The 23,415-nt window shown below is 48.7% G+C and carries 25 protein-coding genes; 21 read left to right on the top strand and 4 right to left on the bottom strand.

Translation table 11 applies throughout. The features are described 5' to 3' along the window. The first annotated feature begins 10 nt into the window (after window positions 1–10). From AC50Y5_RS11605 to AC50Y5_RS11580, 6 genes are all read left to right on the top strand, one after another. A complete protein-coding gene (locus tag AC50Y5_RS11605) occupies window positions 11–457 on the top strand; it encodes a MarR family winged helix-turn-helix transcriptional regulator (RefSeq protein ID WP_056035471.1) in 447 nt (148 codons plus the stop codon). A gap of 197 nt (window positions 458–654) precedes the next feature. Next, window positions 655–1,371: a hypothetical protein gene (locus AC50Y5_RS11600; RefSeq protein ID WP_494860663.1), complete on the top strand. Its 717-nt coding sequence runs from the start codon at window positions 655–657 to the stop codon at window positions 1,369–1,371. A gap of 35 nt (window positions 1,372–1,406) precedes the next feature. Continuing rightward, window positions 1,407–2,192, top strand: a complete 786-nt coding sequence (locus AC50Y5_RS11595; protein ID WP_494860661.1) for a GNAT family N-acetyltransferase — start codon at window positions 1,407–1,409, stop codon at window positions 2,190–2,192. Window positions 2,193–2,266: 74 nt separating this feature from the next. Beyond that, the gene (locus AC50Y5_RS11590; protein WP_056035479.1) at window positions 2,267–2,635 is read left to right on the top strand and encodes a DUF423 domain-containing protein; all 369 of its coding nucleotides are present in this window, start codon (window positions 2,267–2,269) and stop codon (window positions 2,633–2,635) included. Window positions 2,636–2,718: 83 nt separating this feature from the next. Further along, complete coding sequence (locus tag AC50Y5_RS11585) at window positions 2,719–2,901, top strand: hypothetical protein (protein ID WP_056035480.1); 183 nt, start codon at window positions 2,719–2,721, stop codon at window positions 2,899–2,901. Between the two features lie 70 nt (window positions 2,902–2,971). After that, window positions 2,972–3,421: a DUF441 domain-containing protein gene (locus AC50Y5_RS11580; RefSeq protein WP_494860745.1), complete on the top strand. Its 450-nt coding sequence runs from the start codon at window positions 2,972–2,974 to the stop codon at window positions 3,419–3,421. Here AC50Y5_RS11580 and AC50Y5_RS11575 read toward each other — a convergent pair. Then, window positions 3,411–3,938 carry a GNAT family N-acetyltransferase gene (locus AC50Y5_RS11575; protein ID WP_494860658.1) on the bottom strand — a complete coding sequence of 176 codons (528 nt, stop codon included), beginning with the start codon at window positions 3,936–3,938 and terminating at the stop codon, window positions 3,411–3,413. The genes AC50Y5_RS11580 and AC50Y5_RS11575 overlap by 11 nt on opposite strands. 247 nt (window positions 3,939–4,185) lie before the next feature. Continuing rightward, window positions 4,186–4,848: a cupin domain-containing protein gene (locus AC50Y5_RS11570; RefSeq protein ID WP_494860656.1), complete on the bottom strand. Its 663-nt coding sequence runs from the start codon at window positions 4,846–4,848 to the stop codon at window positions 4,186–4,188. Between the two features lie 200 nt (window positions 4,849–5,048). Between AC50Y5_RS11570 and AC50Y5_RS11565 the strand changes: the two genes are divergently transcribed. The 7 genes from AC50Y5_RS11565 to AC50Y5_RS11535 all read left to right on the top strand — a co-directional run bounded on the left by AC50Y5_RS11565 (window position 5,049) and on the right by AC50Y5_RS11535 (window position 15,373). Then, the gene (locus AC50Y5_RS11565) at window positions 5,049–8,405 is read left to right on the top strand and encodes a DUF5107 domain-containing protein (protein ID WP_494860655.1); all 3,357 of its coding nucleotides are present in this window, start codon (window positions 5,049–5,051) and stop codon (window positions 8,403–8,405) included. Between the two features lie 222 nt (window positions 8,406–8,627). Beyond that, entirely contained in the window at window positions 8,628–10,478 is a 1,851-nt protein-coding gene (locus tag AC50Y5_RS11560; protein WP_494860654.1) for a hypothetical protein, read from the top strand. A 2-nt stretch (window positions 10,479–10,480) separates the two neighbouring features. Then, window positions 10,481–11,224, top strand: coding sequence for a hypothetical protein (locus AC50Y5_RS11555; RefSeq protein ID WP_494860652.1), 744 nt, complete (start codon window positions 10,481–10,483; stop codon window positions 11,222–11,224). 80 nt (window positions 11,225–11,304) lie between these two features. Further along, entirely contained in the window at window positions 11,305–12,540 is a 1,236-nt protein-coding gene (locus AC50Y5_RS11550) for an MFS transporter (protein ID WP_494860743.1), read from the top strand. A gap of 271 nt (window positions 12,541–12,811) precedes the next feature. Next, window positions 12,812–13,576: a 5-oxoprolinase subunit PxpB gene (gene pxpB / locus AC50Y5_RS11545; protein WP_494860650.1), complete on the top strand. Its 765-nt coding sequence runs from the start codon at window positions 12,812–12,814 to the stop codon at window positions 13,574–13,576. Next, the gene (locus tag AC50Y5_RS11540; protein WP_056035503.1) at window positions 13,576–14,592 is read left to right on the top strand and encodes a 5-oxoprolinase subunit C family protein; all 1,017 of its coding nucleotides are present in this window, start codon (window positions 13,576–13,578) and stop codon (window positions 14,590–14,592) included. The genes pxpB and AC50Y5_RS11540 overlap by 1 nt, the downstream gene beginning before the upstream one ends. Before the next feature lie 4 nt (window positions 14,593–14,596). Then, entirely contained in the window at window positions 14,597–15,373 is a 777-nt protein-coding gene (locus AC50Y5_RS11535) for a 5-oxoprolinase subunit PxpA (protein ID WP_494860643.1), read from the top strand. A gap of 21 nt (window positions 15,374–15,394) precedes the next feature. Here the strand turns inward: AC50Y5_RS11535 and sdaAA are convergent, their stop codons facing one another. Together sdaAA and sdaAB are read right to left on the bottom strand one after the other, a co-directional pair. Further along, on the bottom strand, window positions 15,395–16,273 hold the full coding sequence (gene sdaAA, locus AC50Y5_RS11530) for an L-serine ammonia-lyase, iron-sulfur-dependent, subunit alpha (protein WP_494860641.1): 879 nt from the start codon (window positions 16,271–16,273) through the stop codon (window positions 15,395–15,397). A 5-nt stretch (window positions 16,274–16,278) separates the two neighbouring features. Continuing rightward, on the bottom strand, window positions 16,279–16,953 hold the full coding sequence (gene sdaAB, locus AC50Y5_RS11525) for an L-serine ammonia-lyase, iron-sulfur-dependent subunit beta (RefSeq protein ID WP_494860639.1): 675 nt from the start codon (window positions 16,951–16,953) through the stop codon (window positions 16,279–16,281). A gap of 450 nt (window positions 16,954–17,403) precedes the next feature. Here sdaAB and paiA point away from each other — a divergent pair, with 450 nt between their 5' ends. The 8 genes from paiA to AC50Y5_RS11485 all read left to right on the top strand — a co-directional run bounded on the left by paiA (window position 17,404) and on the right by AC50Y5_RS11485 (window position 23,375). Further along, on the top strand, window positions 17,404–17,949 hold the full coding sequence (gene paiA, locus AC50Y5_RS11520) for a spermidine/spermine N(1)-acetyltransferase (RefSeq protein ID WP_056035515.1): 546 nt from the start codon (window positions 17,404–17,406) through the stop codon (window positions 17,947–17,949). 166 nt (window positions 17,950–18,115) lie between these two features. Beyond that, window positions 18,116–18,715, top strand: a complete 600-nt coding sequence (locus AC50Y5_RS11515) for a DUF1572 family protein (RefSeq protein WP_056035518.1) — start codon at window positions 18,116–18,118, stop codon at window positions 18,713–18,715. Further along, window positions 18,712–19,512: a hypothetical protein gene (locus AC50Y5_RS11510; RefSeq protein WP_494860634.1), complete on the top strand. Its 801-nt coding sequence runs from the start codon at window positions 18,712–18,714 to the stop codon at window positions 19,510–19,512. Before AC50Y5_RS11515 ends, AC50Y5_RS11510 begins: the two co-directional genes overlap by 4 nt. A gap of 157 nt (window positions 19,513–19,669) precedes the next feature. Continuing rightward, entirely contained in the window at window positions 19,670–19,816 is a 147-nt protein-coding gene (locus AC50Y5_RS11505) for a hypothetical protein (RefSeq protein WP_155973146.1), read from the top strand. Between the two features lie 69 nt (window positions 19,817–19,885). After that, window positions 19,886–20,056, top strand: a complete 171-nt coding sequence (locus AC50Y5_RS11500; RefSeq protein WP_155973149.1) for a hypothetical protein — start codon at window positions 19,886–19,888, stop codon at window positions 20,054–20,056. 219 nt (window positions 20,057–20,275) lie between these two features. Beyond that, a complete protein-coding gene (locus AC50Y5_RS11495) occupies window positions 20,276–20,908 on the top strand; it encodes a phosphatase PAP2 family protein (protein ID WP_494860631.1) in 633 nt (210 codons plus the stop codon). 529 nt (window positions 20,909–21,437) lie between these two features. Continuing rightward, a complete protein-coding gene (locus tag AC50Y5_RS11490) occupies window positions 21,438–22,151 on the top strand; it encodes a FadR/GntR family transcriptional regulator (protein WP_056035523.1) in 714 nt (237 codons plus the stop codon). A 33-nt stretch (window positions 22,152–22,184) separates the two neighbouring features. Then, on the top strand, window positions 22,185–23,375 hold the full coding sequence (locus AC50Y5_RS11485) for a M20 metallopeptidase family protein (RefSeq protein WP_494860628.1): 1,191 nt from the start codon (window positions 22,185–22,187) through the stop codon (window positions 23,373–23,375). Window positions 23,376–23,415 lie beyond the last annotated feature (40 nt).

The following is a 23,415-nucleotide window of genomic DNA, read 5'->3' as shown; positions in this document are numbered from 1 at the left end:
GGACAGGATTATGCCCTATCAGGGACTTGAGCAATCGATAGGTTTTACAATGGGAATGACCTATCGCAAGCTGACTAATTTATTTCAGCAACGGTTGAGAGAATATGCGATTACGCCAGAGCAGTGGTCGGTACTCATTCAAATTAGCAAGTCGGATGGCTTGATTCAGAAGGAAATTGCTTTGCGGACAAGCAAGGAAAATCCAACCGTTACCCGGATTATCGACCATTTGGAGAAGGAGCAGCTGATTCATAAGCGGCCTGGCGTTCAGGATCGCCGCAGCTTTGCTGTTTATATTACGGACAAGGGACGGCAGCTTATTAATGAAACAACCGCTATTAATGAGTCGGTAAACGATGAAGTGAAGAAGGTTATTTCCGCAGAGGAGTACGAGCTGATGATTTCGCTGCTGCTGCGGATTAATCATCATTTGCAAGCTTCAATCGAGAAAAATTAACCATTTCGCCAGCTGCTATATTTTTGCGCCACACAAGGTTTCTTGGCATCTGTTGAAATATCCTCTTAACAATCCAACATTTCCCACCGATATAATTAAAAGATAAATACGATGTCATTTAAGACGGGCTGCGCCGTGTACATATATAAAAGCGATATACATGCGCGCATGGGATAATGGTTGGAGGAGGGAAGGCTTTGAGCGGTACAGGCCACAGCAGCAAAGATGCCGAGGGGGCAGCTTTCAAGTGGATCAGGCTAACAGGGTTTGGACGAGAAGAGTCGTGCAGGCGGCGAGAGCGGAAGGATACCCGGAAAGCGCGGATGCTCCGTCATTTTTATAAAAACTGTTTTATACCTGCTCTTGAGCAAACGGTGTTTCAGGAAAATCGTTATTACCACATCCATCAAGAACAGCTGATTGAGCTGTTTTTGTCTTCTTTTCGCCAGTTATGCCATCGGCTTTATGCCAGGCAGCAGGAGCGGCTGATTGGAGCCATTAGCATTATTGAATATAGCTTGCAGGCATCTTCCAACGCGGACGAATTATTTGCCTATCGGGTAGAGGCCTATGGCGAGCAAGGATACGATGATTCGGAGCCTTATTTCGAGAACTATAATACCGCCTGGCTGTATCAGTTCGTTCCGGAGCTGATGACGAATTTGAACGAGCAGCGCAAAGCTTATGGGGGGGAAATATTGGGCGGCGATATTGAGGATATGATGCGGGGAGAGCTGGTTTTATTTCATCAGTTTGCGGTCGGGCTAATCCGCAGCGCCATTCCAAGGGCCATTAGCGAGCCGCAATATGCGGCGCTTGCCAAAACAGATTCATTCAACATTCGGCTGGGCCAAGAAGGAAAACAACGCAAGACGATATATATAAAGCATGATGTCATTGATTTTGAAAAATGATGGCTTGAAGACAAGGCAAGAAGAAGGAGCGGACGATGAACCAAGAGCAGCTAATAGCTTTATTCACGAAGGAGCAGCGAATCGATATTACGTTTCCGGGCTATCGTCGCGAGCAGAAAGGCGCAGTCATCCGGCAAATCGCGCTGGAAAATGAGAGCGAAGGCGGCTTCGTCCTGTATACAGATTTGAACGAAAATAACGTTGATGAAGCCATTGCAGAGCAATTGGCGTATTTCCGCGAGCTGGGGCAATCGTTTGAGTGGAAGGTGTATAGCGATGACAAGCCTAGTAATCTCAAAGAACGGTTGCTGGCGCATGGCTTCGACATCGGCGAAGAAGAGGCCATGATGGTCATTCAGCTTGCTGATGGACATGAACTGCTTCAGTATGAAATTCCGCCTTCGATTCGCCCTGTCACGGATGCAGCGGGCATTGATGCATTGGTCGCGCTGGAAGAAGCGGTGTGGGGCGTGCCGCATGCCGAGCATGGCGAGCGATTAAAGCAGGATTTGCAGGATAAGCAAATCGGACTGCACATCTACGCAGCTTATGACGGAGACCAAATGGTCAGTACCGCCTGGATGTATTTGCACGAAGGAACGTCCTTCGCAAGCATTTGGGGCGGATCTACGCTTGCGGAATACCGCGGCAAAGGGCATTATTCAGCGCTGTTGGCTGTTCGGGCACAGACTGCCTGGCAGGCGGGCTTTCGTTTGATGACGGTGGATGCAAGTCCAATGAGCCGTCCGATTTTGGCGAAGCGAGGCTTTGAGCTGCTCGCTTATACGTGGCCATGCCAGTCGCCTGCGCATAATATTTAATCTAGGTTGTTACTAGTAATAATGATACAATAGTCAAAGCTATAGTGAATAATAGGAAGATGCGGGAGGGCAAAATGACGACTTTATTGCTGCTTGGCAGCATCAATATGTTTTTATCGGTAATGCTCGGCGCATTCGGCGCGCATGCTTTGAAGAAGAAGCTTTCCGCCGACATGCTGGCTATTTTTCAGACGGGGGTGCAATACCAGATTGCCCACGCGCTTGGCTTGTTGCTTGCCGGCATTTTAGCGGGCGGGGTATTGACGAGTGGGCTCGTCGTAACCGCAGGCTGGTTTCTCTTTGCCGGCATTATTTTGTTCAGCGGCAGCCTTTACTCCCTTAGCCTCAGCGGTGTGAAGAAGCTGGGTGCGATTACTCCGCTAGGCGGACTTTGTTTTTTGATCGGCTGGGCCATTCTTGCCGTTGCGATTATTCAAGGCTAGCTGCATAGCCGTACAGGACGAGAGAGCTTGCCGTGGGCAGGCTCTTTGGTCATTTTGCTAAAGGATTGGGAGGAAGTTCGTTTATGTTTACGGGATGGCGCCTTTCGGTGCTGGGACTAATTATTGTGGGGACAACCGCTATTGTCGCTCCTCTGTTCAAATTAATGGAGTTCGGCAAGACGATTCCATTGTTCATTTTATTCGCGTTGTTTATCGGCTGTATGGAGCTGTTGGAATGGAACAAACGTCGCAATCGAAGACGCTAATCCTTGCAAGGAGTAATAGAGCCTGGAGAATGACAAACTATTGCTTATTAAGAGAAAGGGGATTCAGCAAATGCCGCAAATCGACACGCCGTCTGTCCTGCTGCTTTTTTTCGCCCTTCTGGGCATATTGAGCAAAAACAACTCCATCACCATCGCTGCCGTATTTCTGCTGCTTCTCCGGGTAACGAATGTGCATCAGGCTTTCCCGTGGATCGAGAAACACGGCCTGACTTTGGGCATCATCATATTGACGATTGGTATTCTCTCGCCGCTGGCAAGCGGGACGATCAGTATGAAATCGGTCTATGAATCGTTTCTCCATTGGAAATCGATAGCGGCCATCGTCGTCGGCGTGCTGGTTGCTTATTTGGGCGGGCGCGGCTTTCATCTCATGTCCAGCCAGCCGACGATCGTGACCGGGCTTATTATCGGGACGATCATGGGCGTTGCTTTTTTTAAAGGTGTTCCAGTCGGTCCGCTTATTGCGGCTGGGCTGCTGTCGCTGTTGATTAGCAAGTGAGGCTGAGCCATTCTTCATGCAAAATAGCGTAGTAATACTCATCCCACCAAGCATGGGCGCCATTAGGAATGCATTTTTTGAAAAAGCCTTCTCTGCGCATGCCTATTTTCTCCATCATGCGATAGGAGGGGATGTTCTCGGGTTGGCAGGTGGCAATTATTCGGTGCAGCTGCAGCTCCTCAAACCCATATTTCAGCATGGAGCGTGCGGCTTCCGAGGCATAGCCTTGATTGCGATAATGCGGGCTGAATACCCAGCCAATTTCATAGGTATGATTTCCAAAATAGTTATGGAACACAAGATGCCCAATAAGCGGTTCGCCGTTTTTCAACAGTACAGCGTAATTTTGCGTCTGGTCTCCGATATTATCTAGAACGAACTGTTTAGCGCCTTCTTCTGTTTGCACGCCTCCGGGTATGTAAGTCATAACAGCAGGATCGCAGGTATAGGCCCACACAGCCTTCCAATCGTCGGATTTAAAAGCGCGAATACGCAACCGCTCTGTTTCAATTAACATGTAATGAACTCCATTTCACAATGAATGATTTTGGAAAGAATGATTTTTTTTAAAATGATTTTTAAAAAAAGATTGGATATAGGGGCAGCTTATCCCTCGAATTATACAAAAATCCTTCCTAATTACAAGCTTTAATTGTTTTGGGGCTTTGTGACAATACAAATGGCACGCATGCTTGCACCTAATAAGGTGAAGCTTGTGTGCCTTTTTGGTGTTTTGCTAGGTTTGCGGGGACAGGAAGCTGCTGTTACCTTTGCAGCTCCTGCTCCTGTTCTTCCTCTTCATCCAAAGCTTGCGGCGGCGGGTTGCCAATTCGCCATTGTACGCCTTGCGCCGATCCGTGGCCGTAGCCTCCGTATCCACTCGCGCCAGCTTGGGCATTAACGCAGGCTGGTCCGATAATAGTCGTATTTTGAATCGGCGACAGCACATGGGCGAGCTGTCCGGCATTAACGCAATAGGCGAGCTGGAATACTTCCTTCGGGGTAATGCGCAGCACGTCAGAGCCAAATACCGTTTGTGGACAGCGGTCATCAAAAATCGTAATAAAATGCGTATACTCGCTGCACGCAATAATCCAGTGCCACCAGCCCATTGGAATGTATACGGCCTGGTGATCGCACACCCGGTAAGTAAGCAGCTGCTTTGTGAAAGGATTCAAAATCGAAACGACAATTTCACCATGCGTGACGAATACAAGCTCCGTCGTATTGGGATGCCAATGGGGCTCAACAATATGATTTTTGGTCATATGCGCATCGAAAAACGACGTGCTTCTTAGCACAGGCAATTCATGTGCAGTTAATTGGTTTAAGTAATTGCAGGAGTCCTTATGGAACAAGGGGGCGCAATTGACATCGTAAAACAAATTTAATGCGGGTGATGTGAGGTCTACATATTCTGTACTCATGATCGGCCTGCCTTTCAGAATCTTAGTTTTTCCAGCAGTGTATGCAGCTGCCTAGATGGAGGTGAAGAGCTGGCGCGAAAGTCAGTTCTATCGGTGTCTATTGAAATCAGAATATAGTCCATTAGAACAAGTGTATCGTGAATTGGATCTCCTGCTCCCAGGCGCTAAAGTTAAAGCATTAAAGCTAGGGAGGAATCACGTTGGAGCAGCAAGTGAAGATTTGGGAAGAGACGGTTTCCATACCGACATATGGCGTAGGCAAACCAGAGCGAAATCCGATGTTTTTAGAAAAAAGAGTATATCAGGGCAGCTCGGGCCGGGTGTACCCGCATCCCGTAATTGATAAAATCGAAAATGAAAAGCAGCTTCAGCCCTACAAGCTCGTCATTCTCGAAAATGAATATGTGCGTATCGAAATGATGCCGGAGCTGGGCGGCCGCATTTATCGGGCGCTGGATAAGACGAATGACTATGATTTCGTTTATTACAACAAGGTGATCAAGCCTGCGCTGGTGGGGCTCGCGGGACCTTGGATTTCCGGGGGCATTGAATTCAACTGGCCGCAGCATCATCGTCCAAACACCTACGGGCCTGTAGAATATCGTCTGGCTGAAAATAAAGACGGCAGCGCTACGGTGTGGGTCAGCGAAATTGACCGCATGTATGGAACGAAGGTAACGGCTGGCTTTACGCTCTATCCAGGCAAGGCGTATTTGGAAATTTCCGCCCAGCTTTACAACCGTACGCCTCAGCCGCAAACTTTTTTATGGTGGGCCAATCCGGCCGTAGCGGTTAATGAGCATACGCAGTCGGTATTTCCTCCTGACGTCACAGCGGTGTTCGACCACGGCAAGCGGGACGTAAGCCGGTTTCCAATAGCGACCGGCACGTATTATAAAATGGATTATTCCGCCGGCGTTGATATTTCCCGCTATCGCAACATTCCTGTGCCAACCTCTTATATGGCTTACAAATCCGACTATAATTTTGTTGGAGGCTATGACCATGGGGTGCAGGCGGGGCTGCTGCATGTGGCGAACCATCATATTTCCCCCGGCAAAAAGCAGTGGACATGGGGAAATGGCGAGTTCGGCATCGCCTGGGATCGCAATCTGACCGATGAGGACGGGCCTTATATTGAGCTGATGACGGGCGTATATACGGACAATCAGCCGGATTTCACCTGGCTTCAGCCGTATGAGGAGAAGGCGTTCAAGCAATATTTTATGCCCTACAAAAATATTGGGGTCGTCAAAAATGCGTCCATCGATGCCGCTGTTAATTTGGAGGTCGATGAAGAGGCGCGGGAAGCTGTCGTTTACGTTTATGCAACAGCTGTGTTCGAGGATGCCCAGATCGAGCTGCGTGGACGGGGACGCAGCTATATTCAAAAGAAGGTGAAGCTGTCACCGAACGACATATTCAAGTCAATCATCACATGGGATGAAGCGGATCAGGCTTTTGATTTGTTGCTGTCGGTCCGTGATTCGGCAGGGAAGCTGCTCATTTCTTACCAGCCTGCCAAGCCTTCGCTTGAGCAAATACCCGATGCGGCTATGCCGCTTGAAGCGCCTGCTGCGCTCAAAACCAATGAGCAGCTGTATTTGGCGGGGCTTCATTTGGAGCAATATCGCCACGCGACCTTTGAGCCGGAGGCGTATTATCTGGAAGGGCTAAAGCGCGATGCCAGCGATAGCCGGATTAATGTCGCCTATGGCACGCTGCTGCTGCGGCAGGGGAAAATTCAGCAGGCGGAAGGGTATTTCCGCACCGCCATTAAGTCGCTGACGTCGCGCAACCCGAATCCGTATGACAGCGAGGCGCTTTATCAGCTTGGTGTTGCCTTGAAGCATCAGGGGAAGCGCGAAGAAGCGTTCGCTGCTTTCTACAAGGCAACATGGTCAGCGGCTTGGCAGGATGCCAGCTACTTCTCGCTGGCGCAGATCGCTTGCGCGGAAGGCGCGCTTGCGGATGCGCTGGAGCTGGTGGAGCGTTCCATCGTGCGGAACGCTCGCAATTATAAAGCGCGCCATTTGAAGGCGGCGCTGCTGCGCAAGCTTGGACGCAGCGATGAGGCGATAGCCTTCGCGGCGGAAACGCTCGGGCTCGATGTGGCCGATTTCGGATCGGCCAACGAGCGCTGCTTGGCGCTGGCTGCTGGGGGGCAGCAGCAGCTGGCGGATCAGGCGCGCGCCGAGCTGCAGCGGCTTATACGCGGCGATGCGCACAATTATTTGAATTTAGCTGCCGACTATATCGGCAGCGGGCTGCATGAGGAAGCGATTGCGGTGCTTGCGTGCATCGTGTCTTCACTAGAGGTTGCAGCAGCAGATGGCGCGGCAGCGGTCTACCCGATGCTGCATTATACGCTTGCTTATGCGTATGAGCAGTCAGGCCACACGGAAGCCGCGGCTGCCTCGCGCCAAGCTGCGGAAGCTGCTGCTCCCCATTATTGCTTCCCGAACAGCTTGTTTGAGCTGATCGTGCTGGAGCAAGCGATTGCGGCCAATCCGCACGATGCGAAGGCGCATTATTATTTGGGCAATTTATTGTATGACAAGAAACGGCATTGCGATGCGATTGCCCATTGGGAAGCATCGCGCGCAGCAGAACCTAATTTTGCTACCGTCCATCGCAACTTAGCACTCGCCTACTACAATAAACGTGGCGACGAGGCGGCTGCGCTTGAAGCACTCGAGCAGGCTTTCACACTCGATCAGACCGACGCCCGCGTCTGCTATGAGCTGGATCAGCTATATAAAAAGCTAGGGCATCCTGCTCAGCAGCGGCTCGCCAAGCTGGAACAGCAACGGACGCTTGTCGAGCTCCGCGACGACCTGTACATCGAATATGTCACGCTGCTCAATGCGACAGGGCAGCATGGTCAAGCAGTAGCTGCGCTCGCTTCACGCCAGTTCCATCCTTGGGAGGGCGGGGAAGGAAAAGTGACGGGACAGCATGTGTTCACGCATGTTGAACTCGCCAAACAGGCGCTCCAGCAGGGGAATGCGTCCCATGCGATACAATTGCTGAACATGGCGCTCGTCTATCCGGAGCATTATGGGGAAGGCAAGCTGCATGGCGCACAGGAAAACAATATTTATTATTATTTAGGCTGTGCGTATGAAGCGCTGAATGATCCGCTTAGAGCGGAAGATTGCTTTAAGCAGGCTTCTCAAGGGCTGGAGGAGCCTGCTAGCGCGCTGTATTACAATGACCAGCCGCCAGATATGATTTTTTATCAAGGGTTGTCGTGGTTAAAGCTGGGCAACGACCCGGAGGCAAATCGACGCTTCCATAAGCTGCTCGATTATGCGGAAAAGCATATTTTCGACCGGGTCGAATTTGATTATTTTGCCGTTTCGCTGCCAGATTTCCTCGTTTTCGAGGATGATCTGAGCAAACGCAACGAAATTCATTGCCGTTATATGATGGGATTAGGCCTTCTTGGGCTTGGGGAGCGTAAACAGGCGGCGGAGCAGTTTGGCGCCGCTCTGCAATTGGATGGCAATCATAGCGGAGCACGCATTCATAGCTTACTGGCGTTATCTAATTAAATAGTTTTGTGTCTTTTAGTCAAAGTATGAAGCCGCTGTCCATGATCTGGACAGCGGCTTTTTTTGTTTTCATTTTACTGATTCTATGAACGCAGTAAGCATGAGGAGGAAATGATTATTTTCTTTATTTTCCCATAAATATAAAAATGTATAAATTTTAAAACTCTTCGAAAAAATAAGATTAAATAAAAATGCAATAAGTATTGTAAGGAGAGTGTGCCTGTGTCAGACATCAACGTAAAGGAATTAAATCGCAAGCTTGAGGAGTTGTTTGTAAATCCCCTTCATGCTGAAATTGAAAATTTGGAATCGGAACCTTTTTCTTTAGGAGTTGAAAGGATTGCCCCGTCAAACATAGCTCGAAGAGAATTAGGGGCCATCCATCCATTTTCGCCATTTGATAATGAACAGTTGGAAGTGGCGGGCGATTTTGCCCGAAAATATGAGCATATTTTGGCAGTTGCGAGTGATCATGAAAGTGGGCTTGCACAAATCGTAGCAGCGTTTGCGCAGGATACAGCAAGTAAAGATGTTTTGGCTGCGCAGTATGGCATGAGATTGTTTTTAGTTCACCATCCTGATGTGCGCGGACTCGAGCTTCCAGCATTAGAAAAACAATATCCTGACTTTATTAAGCTAAATGTGGAAAATCAAATTCTACTCGAAATGCGGGGTGCCGGAGGGGCCATTTCATTTGAAGCTGCTGTGAGTACAGGCGAGCCTGATATTAAGCAATTTCGCGAGGATATATTACTCAATGAGCATCATATTCATTGGCATGTTGTCTATGATCGCCGTAAGATTGTGGATCGCGGCGGAGAAATGTTCTTATATATGCATCGGCAAATGCTAGCCCGATATGATGCGGAAAGATTGTCAGTCAATCTTTTACGTGTAGAAGCCTTTAGTCAATATGAGGGGCCAGTTGATCCGTATGATCCGGGCCTTCCTTCGAGCGGGAACAGAAAACTTGCAGTAGAAGATGTTACCAAGCTGAAAAATGGCCGCACAGGCATAAAAGGCAAATTCGAGCTTTATCTCAACAATCCGAAAAAAGCGGTAGATCTGCTTGGCAATGATACGGAATGGAGAGCGTCAAATGAGCCGGAAAATTTGAATGATTCCCAACGAGAAAATAATTTTCACGGATCAGGGCATGGGGCTGTTGTGAATTTGTCTGTTGCAACCTCAACTGTAGAGGATGAGCTTATGGGAGATCCGGCAACAGCTTGCCGTCACGCGTTCTTTTGGCGTTGGCACAAGGAAGTTGATAATCTTTACGACGAATTTCTCCAGCGAATGCCGGTTAATGCTTTCGGAGGCGGGCCCGAAGTAAGAATAAATAAAATTATTTTGTGCAGGGAAGATGGTCTGCCAACAGTAGGAGACTTGCAGCAGATTGGAAAAGAGGCTTTCGCCGATTGGGAAGCAGCTTTCCAGGACGGACCGTTTGAAGGTGGAGGAGCCACCATTACAACGACGGATGAGCTTCAAACGGTTTACAAAATGTATGAACAAATTAAATATTTGACCCATAAAGGGTTTGCTTATTTTTTACGTGTAGAAAACTTATCCTCGCGTGATATCGAATCGACCGTACGTATTTTTATTGCACCTGAGCAAACGCAAGAGGACTACCGCTCATGGATTGAAATGGATAAGTTTGTCTCCAAGCTTTCCCCTGGTAAAAATGTCATTTATCAGAATGCTAAAGAGTCTTCTGTTATTCAAAAACCAGCGGTATTAGAGCCTAATCCTGAAAGAACACAAGGAGATAGAGGCTGTCAGTGTGGTTGGCCTTATACGCTGCTGCTGCCCCGCGGCAACGAGGAGGGAATGCCGTATGTGATGATGGTTATGCTGACAGATTGGAATGAAGACAAGGTGAGTGAGAGCACCTGCGGTTCAATTAGCTTCTGTGGTGTAACGAATCAAAATCAGCCGTATCCAGACAGCAGAGCGTTGGGCTATCCTTTTGACCGTCCAATGGCGGGTATTGCAGATACACTCATCACCAATCCCCATATGGCGACTCGCCCCTTTAAAATCCGGCATTTGGGCATGGAGGGATAGGGTTGCGAATCGATATCGTTCGATCAGAGGATAATGCTGTGCTGGGGAGGCTGCGGGAGTGTCTGAAACAAGCTTTAGATAACCAAAACAAACTATCCACGTGGTCGGAATGGTTGGCGGGAGATCCGAGAATACCTTCGTATATCAAACGAAAAAAAGAGCATGGGCTGTATATTAATGGAATTCGGGTATTAAGCCTGAAGGCTGGTGCTGACGTTTATGATGCTGCATTCCTGTCCCGGAGGATTGCTGAATTATCAGCAATCCCTGAGCCTAAGGGCAGACGAAGGTTGTCTTATCGTTTTTTTACATCTGTAGTACCAGGAATAGCGCTCATTGTGCTGCCAAAATGTGCCATTTGCGGTTCCGCCTATATGGGACTGTTCGAAATCATTGGTTTAGGTGTTGGGAGAGGGTTGGAACGTCCTTGGCTATTGCCTCTTATGGCTCTAATGATGATGGCAACAGTTGCTGCGATGGCGTATCGTGCGCGTGAACGCAATGGATATGGCTCGGTTGCTCTGGCATTCGTTTCGTCCGCGTTGATGATCGCGGGCAAATTCAGCGATAGTCGAGCGGAGCTTTATTTTGGAGGGGGCGTACTGATCGGGGCTACAGCATGGAATGCCATAGCTTTGCATAAACTTACAGCTTTCCAATATCAAATCAAACAAGGAGGGGTAAGTCTATCTCATTTTCTAGTGAAGACTTTAAACGTGCTGCAACGAAAATCTACGCTAAAGTAAATTACTGAATCTGCTAGCTCTTAGCTCCCATTTATCATACAATTGTTTCTGGTAATCTTATTTTCCAGAAGGAGTATATGATGAAACGATTGATTTGGCTAGGCTGTTTATCTTATTTCATTATCGGGCTTGCCCATGTTGTGCTGGGCTCTGTATTGCCCGTTACGCTCGAGCATTATGGTAAAGCCTACAGCGAGGGCGGCACACTCATTTTCACACAGTTCGGCGGATTTCTAGTCGGAGTGCTGCTCTCGCCGTGGCTGAATCGGCATTTGGGCAAAAGAGGCGGACTGCTGCTGGCATTTGGCATGCTGTTTGCCGCTGAATTTATGTTTATGCTGCTGCCGCCTTGGGGCTGGCTGTATGCAATTGCCATCGTAGCCGGTTTTGGGTTTGGCATGATTGAAGCGGTAATCGGAACGATTATAATCGCAGCAGTCAAAAATCAAACGGCCGTCGCGATGAGCCGGCTTGAGGTATTTTTCGGCGTTGGCGCCATGGTCATGCCACTTATAGCAAGCGGCCTGATTTGGGCCAATTATTGGAAGCTGTCCTTTTTGGTCGTTTCTTTTTTTGCAATTTTGACTTTGTTCTTATGGGCAAAAGGCTCCTTCGGCGAGCTGGATGCGGTGCTGAAGAAGTCAGTCGCAGCCGCCGCAGCGGAACGGCAGCAAGCGAAGCGCGCAGGCAAGCCGCTTTATCAAGGCAAGGAATGGGTTATTTTTTCCTTATTTATTGTGTTTTTCTTCCTCTATGTAGGGACGGAGATGAGCCTTGCAAACTTTATGCCAGCCATTCTCATTGAGAAGCTAGGCATGAAGGAGGCAGGAGCAACGCTCAGTGTAACCTGCTTCTGGATTGCAATGGCTTTCGGTCGTTTGTTCGCTGGCGTCATTGCCGAGAAAATCAAATACCGGGTGTACATTATGGCGAGCTGCGGGGCGACGGTGCTGCTGTTCATCTTATTTCCGTTTATGAACCAGGTATGGTCGGCGTTCGCGGTCATTTTGCTGCTGGGACTCGCCATGTCCGGCGTGTTCTCTATTGCGCTCGTCTTTTCGAGCAAGCTGCTTCCAGGGGCAGAGGAATCTACCCCTAGCTTTATGATTGCAGCAGGCGGTGTCGGCGGCGCCGTGCTTCCGCTAACGATGGGCTGGGGGCTTGATCATTTGGAGGTGAACCAGTCAGTATGGCTGCTGGCAGCCTTTTCCGCGGGCTTGATTGTTTTAAGTGTCATCGCCTTTCAACTGGACCGCAGGCAAATAAGCATGCGAGCTGGCGGAGGGTCTATAGGACGCCCTAAGCACGAAACATAAAAGGTTAACGAAACTGTAAATCGCCATAGGGCGATTTGCAGTTTTTTTGTGGCCTCAGCATGCTGAGGCCTGATTTTTGGCTGCGGGGTGAAGGAAGGAGGAGCGTTGTGTTTTGCCGAATGTATAGCAAGGGCGCCTGCTGGGCTTAGGAGAGATGATGAGGAAAGCGGCGAAGCAAATATATACTAGGCTGGCATATGATTATGCCGACTAGCGACCGATATAAGAAATAAGAGTTTAAATATTATTTTTGAAAAAAAGAGGTGAGGGCATGTCTATTGCTCCAGTCAATCCAGTCTTTGAAGTAAAGCTTTTGCCTCTTGGAGATACGGCAATTATTGTCGAGCTCGGCAGCGCGATTGACCGCAAGACGCATGAGCGCGTGCAAGCACTCAGCTCTTATTTGCGGCGCGAGCCTTTTCCCGGTTTTATTGAGCTTGTACCAGCGTATGTAACGCTGACGATTTTTTATGATCCAATGAAGCTGCTGGCGCCGCTAGCCGAAAACAACTGGAATCCGCAGGCTGAAGCGGCTGCTTCCCCTTATGAATGGGTCTGCCAGCTGCTCTTGGACATGGTCAGCAAGCTGGAGGACGAGCAGGCAGCTGCTCCGCGAATCGTAACCCTTCCCGTCTGCTACGGCGGAGAGCTGGGGCCGGATCTTGCAGCAGTTGCGGAGCATAGCGGACTTTCGGAAAGCGAGGTCATCGCCATGCATGCGGCGCAGCCTTATCTCGTCCATATGGTCGGCTTTGCCCCCGGTTTTCCATATTTGGGAGGCTTGCCTGAGCAAATCGCTACGCCTCGGCGGAGCACGCCCCGCTTGCGGATCGAGCCAGGCAGCGTAGGCATCGGCGGCAAGCAGACTGGGGTCTATCCGATTGTCTCCCCTGGCGGCTGGCAAATTATCGGGCGAACGCCAGTGGCGCTGTTCCGCCCAGCGCATGAGCAGCCGAGTTTATTGCGGGCGGGAGATCAGGTTTATTTTGAGCCGATTAGCTATGAGGCGTTTATCGCATGGGAGGAGCAGGCATAATGGGCATTCGAATAAAACATGCCGGACTCCTCACGACCGTGCAGGATCGGGGACGTCATGGATATAGGCAGCAGGGCATTATTGCCGGAGGGGCGATGGATGATTTTGCGCTTCGCGCGGCTAATTTGCTCGTTGGTAACGATGCGGGAGCAGCGGTGCTGGAAGCTACGCTTATCGGCCCAAAGCTGATTTTTGAGCAGGATGCGTTAATTGCTATATGCGGGGGCAATTTGTCGCCTGCTGTGCAAGGAACAGCCGTTCCGCTGTGGCGGCCGGTGTACATAAAAGCAGGGAATGAGCTTTCGTTCGGAAATTGCGTCGCGGGCGCTCGCGCTTATATAGCAGCGGCTGGAGGCATTGATGTGCCGCTTGTTATGGGCAGCAGAAGCACGTACACACGTGCGGCTATAGGCGGCTTTGGAGGCCGGGCTTTAAAAGCGGGCGATGTGCTGGCGATTGGTGAAGGAGCCTCGGAAACGCTATATTATTGGGAGCAGGAAGCTGAAGACAGGCAGGATGCCGCGCCATTTTTTGCAACCAGCTGGTCGATTGGCTCAGAGGGACGTCCCTTTTATCGGAAAAACCCAGTCATTCGTTTTGTGCCGGGACGGCATTTTGATGCGTTTACCGAAGGGAGCAGGAAGCATTTTTTGCAGAGCGATTTTCGTATTTCGTCGCAATCGGATCGAATGGGCTATCGGCTGGAAGGGCCGCGTCTTAGTACAGTTGCAGCGCTTGAGCCTATTTCTGAGGCGGTATCCACGGGTACGATTCAGGTGCCTGCTGGCGGCAGCCCGATTATTTTGATGGCGGACCATCAGACGATTGGCGGCTATCCGAAAATCGCCCAAGTGGCGACGGTAGATTTGCCGCTGCTGGCGCAAGCGAAGCCGGGAGAGACGATTAGATTCAAGCAGATTACTAGGCAAAAATCGGAAGAGCTTTATATCAAGCACGAGCTTCAAATGCAGCGGCTTTCCATGTTTATTGAAATACGCTATAGAGAGGAGAGGTAGAAGAATGACGCTGGCTATCGATTTGAATTGTGATTTGGGCGAGCAATATGGCGTGTATGAGCTGGGGCAGGATGCTGAATTGCTGCCGCTCATTACATCGGCCAATATAGCTTGCGGCTTTCATGCTGGCGATCCGGGAACGATGAGACGGACAGTAAAGCTGGCGCTGAAAAATGGCGTTGCCATCGGCGCCCATCCTGGGCTGCCGGACTTAATCGGCTTCGGACGGCGTGAAATGGCGATTTCACCTGAGGAAGCGTATGACCTGACCGTGTATCAAATTAGCGCGCTGAATGGCTTCGTTGTGTCCGAAGGCGGCGTCATGCAGCATGTGAAGCCTCATGGCGCCTTATATAATATGGCGGCTAGGCGAGTGGAACTGGCTGAAGCGATTGCTGAGGCGGTGTACAGGGTGAATCCGGAGCTTATATTATATGGCTTGTCTGGCAGCCAATTGATTCATGCGGGGAAAAAGCGGGGTCTGCGCACAGCGAGCGAGGTATTCGCAGATCGTACCTACCAGCAAGACGGCTCGCTAACACCGCGCAGTCACGAAGGCGCGCTAATAGAGGAGCCGAATGAAGCGCTGAAGCAGCTCCTTCAGATGATAAGAGAAGGAGCTGTATGGTCGACGCAGGGCGTAAAGGTTCCGATTGCAGCGGATACGATATGTGTCCACGGTGATGGCGAGAAGGCGTTCTTGTTCGTCCAGCAGATTCGCAAGCTGCTGGAGTCGGAAGGAATTATCCTTTGTGCGCCGGGCTCCCATAAATCCAATTAATCCACTTTAGGGCTTCTCTATTTATTTTCGTTTCTTTAAATTTTCCATAATTTTGCGGCCTGTCGGCGTTTGGGCGAGACCGCCCTGCGCCGTTTCTCTATGCTTGCTCGGCATGGCGCTGCCGACCTCCAGCATGACGTTAATGACTTCATCGGAGGGAATGATGCTGCGGACGCCAGCCATTGCCATATCTGCTGCCGCTAAAGCGGTGACAGCACCAAAGCCGTTGCGTACAATGCAAGGAATTTCTACTAAACCGCCAACGGGATCGCAAATGAGCCCAAGCGAGTTTTTAAGGGCAAGCCCAACCGCGTGAACCGCTTGGTCTGTCGTGCCGCCTCGCAGCTCAACCATAGCTCCGGCCGCCATGCCGATCGCTGAACCGACCTCGGCTTGACAGCCGCCTTCCGCACCGGAAATAAAGGAATTATTCGCAATGACATAGCCAATCGCGCCTGCGCAAAATAAACCTCTAACCATATGCTCATCGCTCCACCCAAAGCGCTCCTGCGTGCTCACGAATACGCCAGGAATAATGCCGCATGAGCCTGCGGTCGGCGTTGCAATAATCCGGCCCATGGAAGCGTTGACCTCGGAAACGGCGAGGGCATAGGCCATTGCTCTGCTTGCCGGCTCCCCAGAGGAGGGAGCGTTATTAGCGGTGAAGGATTGCACGCGCTTAGCATCGCCCCCGGTAAGCCCGCTCTTGGATTGCGTATTAGCAGTTAGCCCTTTATGCACGGCCTCCTTCATAACTTGGTAATAGTCGGCCATTTGCCTAAAAATATGCTCCTCGGTTTGGCCGGACTCTGCGATTTCTTCCTCAAGCATAATTTGCGATATAGGCTTGGCTTGCTGCTGTCCCGCTGCGGCCAGCTCATGCAAAAACCGATATTTCATGCGGCTCAGCTCCTTAAGGTGAGATCAATGACAGAGCTTTTGATCATATGGGGCAGCTGCTGGATTTTGAGCTGCGTCGCTGCTGTTATTTTCGTATCGGCTTCAATAACGGTCATCGCTTCGCCATTCCTCGCTTTCCGATCCACATCCATGTAACCTATATTGACGCCATCCTCGCAGAGCACATGTGTGATGCCGGAGAGTACGCCGGGGAAATCGCCATGAAGAAGCACAAGGGTTGGAAACTCCCCCGTACACTGAACATCAAATCCATTCATCTGATGAATCATAATATTGCCCCCGCCGATAGATGCGCCGATAATTTCAGCATATCGATCGCCTGCCCACAGCTCAACTCTCGCCGTATTCGGATGCGGAACATGTCCGACTCCCAGGCTGAAGTTGATTTCCACGCCAGATGACCAAGCATCTTTAAGCGAATGGCGAATTCGGGCATCATCTGTATCATAATCAAGCAAGCCTGCCGCGAGTGCGAGATCAGTGCCATGTCCTTGGTAGGTTTCGGCAAAAGAACCGTACAGCGTAATAGCAGCTTTGTTCGGAACCGTACCGAGCAATTGCCTCGCTACGCGGCCAATCCGGACGGCGCCTGCTGTATGCGAGCTGGAGGGGCCGACCATGGCAGGCCCGATTATAGAAAATACATTTTTAAAACGCATCGCTTTACCACCGTTCTGATCAGTAATCACTGCTACTTAGAGTAACGCAACACTACTTTTCATGTCAATATATATAACTTTAATGTTCGTCATCTAGATTTTTTGTGTTATTAAACATAACATTATTACCGCAATGATTCGACTGGATCGCTGGTGCTGCCGGGTGTCAAGGAGCTGCTGACATCTTATAAAGCTTATTCATTTGCCAGCTCGCTTATATCTATCGTATTTCTGATACGGAAAGAAAAAAAGTTGTAGCTGTGGAAAATGCTATGTTGATTTTTGTTGTAAATGCAACAAAAATAGTGTACTATTTTTTTAACTCATTTGAAAAATAATATAACCAAAAAATAAAAAAACTATTTTCTGCAGAGCAAGAAAAGACGGTTTGCCCTTTACAATAAGGGAAGCGCGAGAAATGATTGATCTAGTAACAGGAGGAAAAATAAAATGAGTATAAATATAAAAAAGTGCACAATTGAAGATGTAAGATTGCTTCAAGAAGTTAGTGTTGAAACATTTATTGAGACATTTAGCCATCAAAATTCGCCGGAAAATATGAAAGCCTACCTGGAAAAAGCATTTAACTTTAACCAATTAGAAAAAGAATTATGTAATAGCTCTTCGGAATTCTTTTTTATTTATTCTAATGAGGAAATTGCCGGGTATTTAAAGCAAAACACCGACGATGCTCAAACTGAAATAATGGGCAGCGATTCGCTTGAAATCGAGAGAATTTATATAAGGAACAAATTTCATAAGCAGGGGCTAGGCAAACATCTAATAAATAAAGCTGTGCATGTAGCGATAGAGCGGAACAAAGAGAAGATCTGGCTAGGGGTTTGGGAAAAAAATGAGGGCGCAATTGCCTTCTATAAAAAAATCGGCTTTGTTCAAACAGGGGCCCACTCTTTCTATATGGGTGATGAAGAACAAATAGATTTTATAATGACCAAATCGCTCCTATCCCATTTGTCTGAAAGGCCATTCAACTGACGGAAAACATCCCGCACGAATATAAATGCCTTTCCAAACAAGTGGAAATGCTATTATAATTTTAATAAGAATGAGGAAGATAGCATCATGATGCTTGCAGGAGGTTGGAAACTAGCATAAAGCGGCGGAAGAATTATTTTTTACTCGTAAAAAAGGGGGCGTTGGAATGGATTTACAACGTGTTTATTTGGATAGCATTCAATCACAGTTCCACTACTACAAGAAGCTTGCTGAAAAAGCAATGAATCAGGTCGAGCCGGAGCAGCTGTTTGTGCAGCCTAAAGAGGATGTAAACAGCATTGGCACGATCGTCAAGCATATGTGCGGCAATATTTTGTCCAGATGGACGGATTTTCTGACAGCAGACGGCGAGAAGGATTGGCGGGATCGCGACGCCGAGTTTGAAAATGACTGGGCGAATAAGGAAGAGCTGCTCGCAAGCTGGGACGAAGCATGGGCTTGTTTTTTTCAGGCGATAGATTCGCTCCAGCCAGAGCAGCTTGGCCAAATTATTTATATACGCAACGAAGGGCATACCGTTTTGGAGGCGATCAACCGTCAGCTGGCGCATTACCCCTATCATATTGGGCAAATCGTTTACGCTGCAAAAGGGTTGAAGGAAAACGAGTGGAACAGCCTGTCCGTGCCAAGAAACGGCTCGAAGCAATACAATGCCGGAAAATTTGCCAAAGAGAAAGCGATCAAGCATTTTACCGATGAGGAACTAAAGCGGTTGGATGGAGATAGAGAAGGGGAAAATGTTTGAGAATTTGTTACACGCTGATTATTATCTGCTTGCTGTTCATGAGCGCATGCAGCGGCGGCACGAATACGAATACTGGGAGCATTGAGCCTGAAGCTGATCCTATTTTGGCAAGCGCAGCGCCTAGTCTGTTCAGTCAGGATCATGCATTGGATATGAGTCAGGGTGATTCGGAATCGCCAATAGCAAGCGCCACGGATGACGGGGCTGAAGCAGCAGATTTCGAGTCACTCGTTCCAACTGGATGGAAGGTGCTGGAGATTTTTGAGGGAGAGCCTGAGCAAGCAGAAGGAGATTTGAACAACGATGGGCTTGTCGACATCGCCGCTGTGCTGGAGAAGGAAGACATCTCGCAAGAAGCGCCGGATCGCGCCATTATGGTTGCTTTTGGACAAGAGGATCATACATACAAGCGGTCTGTTATTGCAGAGCATGCGGTAATGAGCGCTAATGAAGGCGGCATTTACGGCGACCCGTTTGAAGGCTTGACGATTGAGAAGGGCGTTCTTGTTCTTCGTCATGTCGGCGGGAGCAACTGGAGATGGTACAATACGTATCGTTTTCGTTATCAGGATGAGGCCTGGTATTTGATTGGGGCCACAACGGGCTCGTATTTTACGGGCAATGAGCTTATAGATAATGCCGATGAGGATGATTATAATTTGCTGACAGGTGATTTCGTGAAAAAAACATGGGATGAAGAGGCTGGTAAGCAGGTGGTTGAGAGAGGAAATCGCGGCAAGAAGGCGCTTGTGAACATACAGAATTTTGATGTGCTGGCGGCAGAACCGCAATATTAGGTTGAGACGTATACGAGACCGTCAAAGTGCGCTTTGACGGTCTTTTTACGTTCAAGTGAGGGCGAAAATTTCCGAATGCATTACATATGCCTATACCACATAGTGACCTTTTGCATAGGCTGTTATCATTACAAAGTAACGAAGGAGCTTAATCCGGATGTCAAAAACCACTACAAAACCGGAATCGAATGAACCTTCAGCTGATGATCTCGCCTTATGGTCTGCTGTAATATTAGTGGTTGGCGATCTTTTTGGGCTATTTGCCGTTTTAAAAGCCAGAGCGGAGAAAGATGATAACTCCTGACGAGGTTTTGAACAATCCCGCTTTATATAAGGCTGATGAATATAATCATCTATTGAGGAGGAGTAAATAATGGCTAATGAACAAAAAATAACCTCTGACGATCTGTTTAAAATTTCTGCTTCGTTGTCGTTGATTGGTGATGGTTTGGCCTTGCTTGCTCTAAAAAAAGCGGAAGAGGAAAGCAATAACCAGAAAGCGATTTCCACAGCAATTAATCGCCTAATCCGAAAACGCCCCTGAATTTATAATTGAAGAGAGGGAACAATAAGCGAATGCATACAGGAAAAAAGCCTGTTTAAGCAGGCTTTTGGTTGTAATTTGATGATTTATTTGTTCTGTCAATAGGTGGTGAATGCCCTGCGTTTCCATTCATAAAGAAAAAAGTAGTATACTGTTATCGTCCTTAATTTTGCAATATGTTTACAAAGGGCAAGAGGTCACGATAGTAAGGAAGTGGTTGTGTTCTCTCTTTCAAAGTTGAATGTGCTTGCGCTTGCGAGCTTCGTTCTATTTATTTCAATTGGGCTATCCGTTCAAACTGAACTGGTGAGGATGCTGGATCAAGAGGTAATCCATTACATTCAATTGCTCCATGCTCCGATCTGGACAAGCATCATGAAGTTTCTATCTTTTATTGGGTCTGTGTACATCGTGTCTCTGTTAGCGGTTCCCATTACGCTTTTTTTGTTGCTTGTTTGGAAGAGCCGCAGGGAGACGATCGTGTTTTTAACAGCTGTAATTGGCTCCGCGCTGCTGAATCTTGGGCTAAAGCTATTGTTTCAACGTGCAAGGCCGAGTTTAAATGCGATTATTGTTGAAGCAGGCTACAGCTTTCCGAGCGGTCATTCCATGAGTGCGTTTACCTTTTATGGAATCGTTACATACTTATGCTGGCGTCATATTCCGTTAGAGCAGGCGAGGATATGGCTGCTCGCCTTCAGCTCGATTATGATTGCCAGCATAGGGATCAGCCGAATTTATTTAGGCGTGCATTATCCGAGTGATGTTGTAGGTGCTTATTTGATTAGCCTGGTTTGGCTCATTGTCGTCATTCAGTGCTCGCGATATTTCACTCGTGTAAAAGCTGCTTAAAGCGACCAAAAAGCACCCCAAAATAATAGGAAGCAGTATAGAAGACCGCCAAAGGGTTTGGATCATACGTCCAAATGCCACTCGGCGGTCTTCTTTGAAATTTAAGAATTTATCAGGTTCACACTTATAATCGGCTTATATTTCATCGCGAAACGGCTGTTACCGTCAGAGGACGGCAACAGCCGTTTACGCTTGAAATATAGGAAAGGATATGATTATTCCATCCATTCTCTATATTTCTACGCGAAACGGTAGCTTTGCCACCAGAGGACGGCTACAGCCGTTTACGCTTGAAATATAGGAAAGGATATGATTATTCCATCCATTCTCTATATTTCTACGCGAAACGGTAGCTTTGCCGCCAGAGGACGGCAACAGCCGTTTACGCTTGCGCTAGGTGGATTTTGTCGGATAAAGGGAGCCGTTGTCGAAGAAAATTCAAATACCAAGTTGACAGATAGGGATTGATATGGTAGTTTTGGTCTAAGGTTTGAACCTTAATGTTTTTCTGTTGATTTGGAGGGGTCAAATGCAGTTCGAAAAAGTATCCGCTAAAAAAGTTAGCGATTTTATTTTGGAGCAGCTAGAGGAAGCGATTATCCTTAAAGATTTTCTGGCGGAGGAGCAACTGCCAACGGAACGTGAGCTTGCAGCAGTATTCAAGGCTAGCAGACTTGCGGTCAGGGAAGCATTATCCGACCTTGAAGGCAAAGGGCTAATCGAGAAGCGGATTGGAGCCAAGGGCGGCACATTCGTTCTTCCTTTAACGATAAACTCGCACCAGAGAACACGCGAGGAGGTGCGCGGCGGCTGGGACGATATGCTGAAAGTATTCGAATATCGCTCCATTATAGAGCCGGAAGCGGCTTACCTTGCTGCTAAGCGGATAAGCACGGCAGAGCTCGAACTGCTGCGGGGTTTTATTGAAACGAGCATGGAGGAGGATTGCACGCGTGAAATGTTCCGTTCCTTGGACGTCAAATTTCACTTGTCGATTGCGAAAGCTTCCGGCAACGATTATTTCGAGAAGGCAGTCAGGAAAATTCGCACCAAAATTAATCCTGCACTGGATCTGATGCCCTATAACGAGAACGTCAGACGGACAAGTTATGACAAGCATATGCTGCTGCTCGAAGCGCTTCAAGCCGGCAATGGAAACGGCGCGAAAGAAGCGATGAATCAGCATATCGACGAAACCGTACATGCGATTTATGCGCGTGTCGTTGTCGAAGGAGACAGTTAACTGGTCAACCGGCACTGTAGGAGGGTGAACAAATTGAAATTAAATGAGCTTCTTGCTCTTGCAAATCAGCAGAAGGAACAACTAGTAGCATGGCGCAGAGATCTCCATCAATACCCTGAAACTGGATTTGAGGAAGTAAGAACTTCGGGAATCGTCGCCGAGCATTTGCGGCAGCTAGGCTTGGAGGTTCAGACGAATATTGGGAAAACAGGCGTTGTCGCACTGCTTCGCGGCGAAAAGCCTGGTCCCACCATCGCGCTTCGGGCAGATATGGATGCTTTGCCGATCGAGGATTTGAAGAGCGTTCCTTATAAATCGAAAATACCGGGAAAAGCACATTTATGCGGCCATGATGCTCATACGAGCATGCTTATGGGCGCAGCCCAGCTGCTAGCAGGTTTAGGGAAGCCGGCAAGCGGAAATATCAAATTTGTATTTCAGCCTGCCGAAGAAGGGCTTGCTGGAGCGAAAGCGATGATGGACGACGGTGTGCTGCAAAATCCCGCTGTGGACGTAATGGCAGGGCTTCATGTCTTTCCTGCGCTGCCGACAGGCTCCATTTCAGTAACGAAGGGAGTTGCCTTCGCTTCAGCGGACAGCATTAAGATCAAGGTGATCGGCAAAGGCGGTCACGCTGCCCGTCCTCATGAGGGAGTAGATGCGATTACGGTAGCGGCACAGGTGATATCAGCCTTGCAGCATGTAGCGAGCCGTCTGGTTGATCCGCTTGAGCCGGTGGTCGTGACCATTGGCAAAATCAACGGAGGCTACATGGGAGCAGCGATTGCGCCAGAAGTGGAGATGGTCGGCACAGTTAGGACACTGACACCGGCAGTACGCGATCGGATGCCGCAGCTGCTTGAGGACATCATTCGCGGCGTGACCTCATCCTTTGGCGCGGATTACGAATTGAACTACCAGATGGGCTATCCGGTTGTGCAAAACGATGAAGCGATGGTTGATTTTCTTACCTCGACAAGCGAGCAGGTACTCGGCGGGAAAAAATGGATTTATGTAAAGCCGTCGATGGGCGGCGAGGACTTTGCTTTTTATTCAGAGGCTGTGCCAAGCGTGTTTTTCCGCTTGGGGGTTGGAAGCGGAGAGGCATATACATCCTACCCGCTGCATCATCCCCAATTTGATTTGGATGAAGCTGCTCTCCCTTATGGAGCTGCAATGCTGTCGGCCCTTGCACTTAACTATTTGGCTGATCCGCAATTGTGAACGGCAAGGTGAAACTTATACATTCTTATATTTGAACAAA

The sequence above is a fragment of the Paenibacillus sp. JT22N7 genome (assembly GCF_059383875.1).
Note: the sequence above shows the minus strand (reverse complement) of the source record. Positions and strands in the feature narration are given on the sequence as shown.

What these genes read in the sequence shown, in the direction of transcription:
- paiA (WP_056035515.1), top strand. Translation starts at nt 17,404, where the DNA reads ATGAGTATAAATATAAAAAAGTGCACAATTGAAGATGTAAGATTGCTT.
- AC50Y5_RS11490 (WP_056035523.1), top strand. Translation starts at nt 21,438, where the DNA reads ATGCAGTTCGAAAAAGTATCCGCTAAAAAAGTTAGCGATTTTATTTTG.
- AC50Y5_RS11575 (WP_494860658.1), bottom strand. Translation starts at nt 3,938, where the DNA reads ATGTTAATTGAAACAGAGCGGTTGCGTATTCGCGCTTTTAAATCCGAC.
- AC50Y5_RS11535 (WP_494860643.1), top strand. Translation starts at nt 14,597, where the DNA reads ATGACGCTGGCTATCGATTTGAATTGTGATTTGGGCGAGCAATATGGC.
- AC50Y5_RS11500 (WP_155973149.1), top strand. Translation starts at nt 19,886, where the DNA reads ATGGCTAATGAACAAAAAATAACCTCTGACGATCTGTTTAAAATTTCT.
- AC50Y5_RS11550 (WP_494860743.1), top strand. Translation starts at nt 11,305, where the DNA reads ATGAAACGATTGATTTGGCTAGGCTGTTTATCTTATTTCATTATCGGG.
- pxpB (WP_494860650.1), top strand. Translation starts at nt 12,812, where the DNA reads ATGTCTATTGCTCCAGTCAATCCAGTCTTTGAAGTAAAGCTTTTGCCT.
- AC50Y5_RS11590 (WP_056035479.1), top strand. Translation starts at nt 2,267, where the DNA reads ATGACGACTTTATTGCTGCTTGGCAGCATCAATATGTTTTTATCGGTA.
- AC50Y5_RS11515 (WP_056035518.1), top strand. Translation starts at nt 18,116, where the DNA reads ATGGATTTACAACGTGTTTATTTGGATAGCATTCAATCACAGTTCCAC.
- AC50Y5_RS11540 (WP_056035503.1), top strand. Translation starts at nt 13,576, where the DNA reads ATGGGCATTCGAATAAAACATGCCGGACTCCTCACGACCGTGCAGGAT.
- AC50Y5_RS11570 (WP_494860656.1), bottom strand. Translation starts at nt 4,848, where the DNA reads ATGAGTACAGAATATGTAGACCTCACATCACCCGCATTAAATTTGTTT.
- sdaAB (WP_494860639.1), bottom strand. Translation starts at nt 16,953, where the DNA reads ATGCGTTTTAAAAATGTATTTTCTATAATCGGGCCTGCCATGGTCGGC.
- AC50Y5_RS11505 (WP_155973146.1), top strand. Translation starts at nt 19,670, where the DNA reads ATGTCAAAAACCACTACAAAACCGGAATCGAATGAACCTTCAGCTGAT.
- AC50Y5_RS11605 (WP_056035471.1), top strand. Translation starts at nt 11, where the DNA reads ATGCCCTATCAGGGACTTGAGCAATCGATAGGTTTTACAATGGGAATG.
- AC50Y5_RS11595 (WP_494860661.1), top strand. Translation starts at nt 1,407, where the DNA reads ATGAACCAAGAGCAGCTAATAGCTTTATTCACGAAGGAGCAGCGAATC.
- sdaAA (WP_494860641.1), bottom strand. Translation starts at nt 16,273, where the DNA reads ATGAAATATCGGTTTTTGCATGAGCTGGCCGCAGCGGGACAGCAGCAA.
- AC50Y5_RS11585 (WP_056035480.1), top strand. Translation starts at nt 2,719, where the DNA reads ATGTTTACGGGATGGCGCCTTTCGGTGCTGGGACTAATTATTGTGGGG.
- AC50Y5_RS11580 (WP_494860745.1), top strand. Translation starts at nt 2,972, where the DNA reads ATGCCGCAAATCGACACGCCGTCTGTCCTGCTGCTTTTTTTCGCCCTT.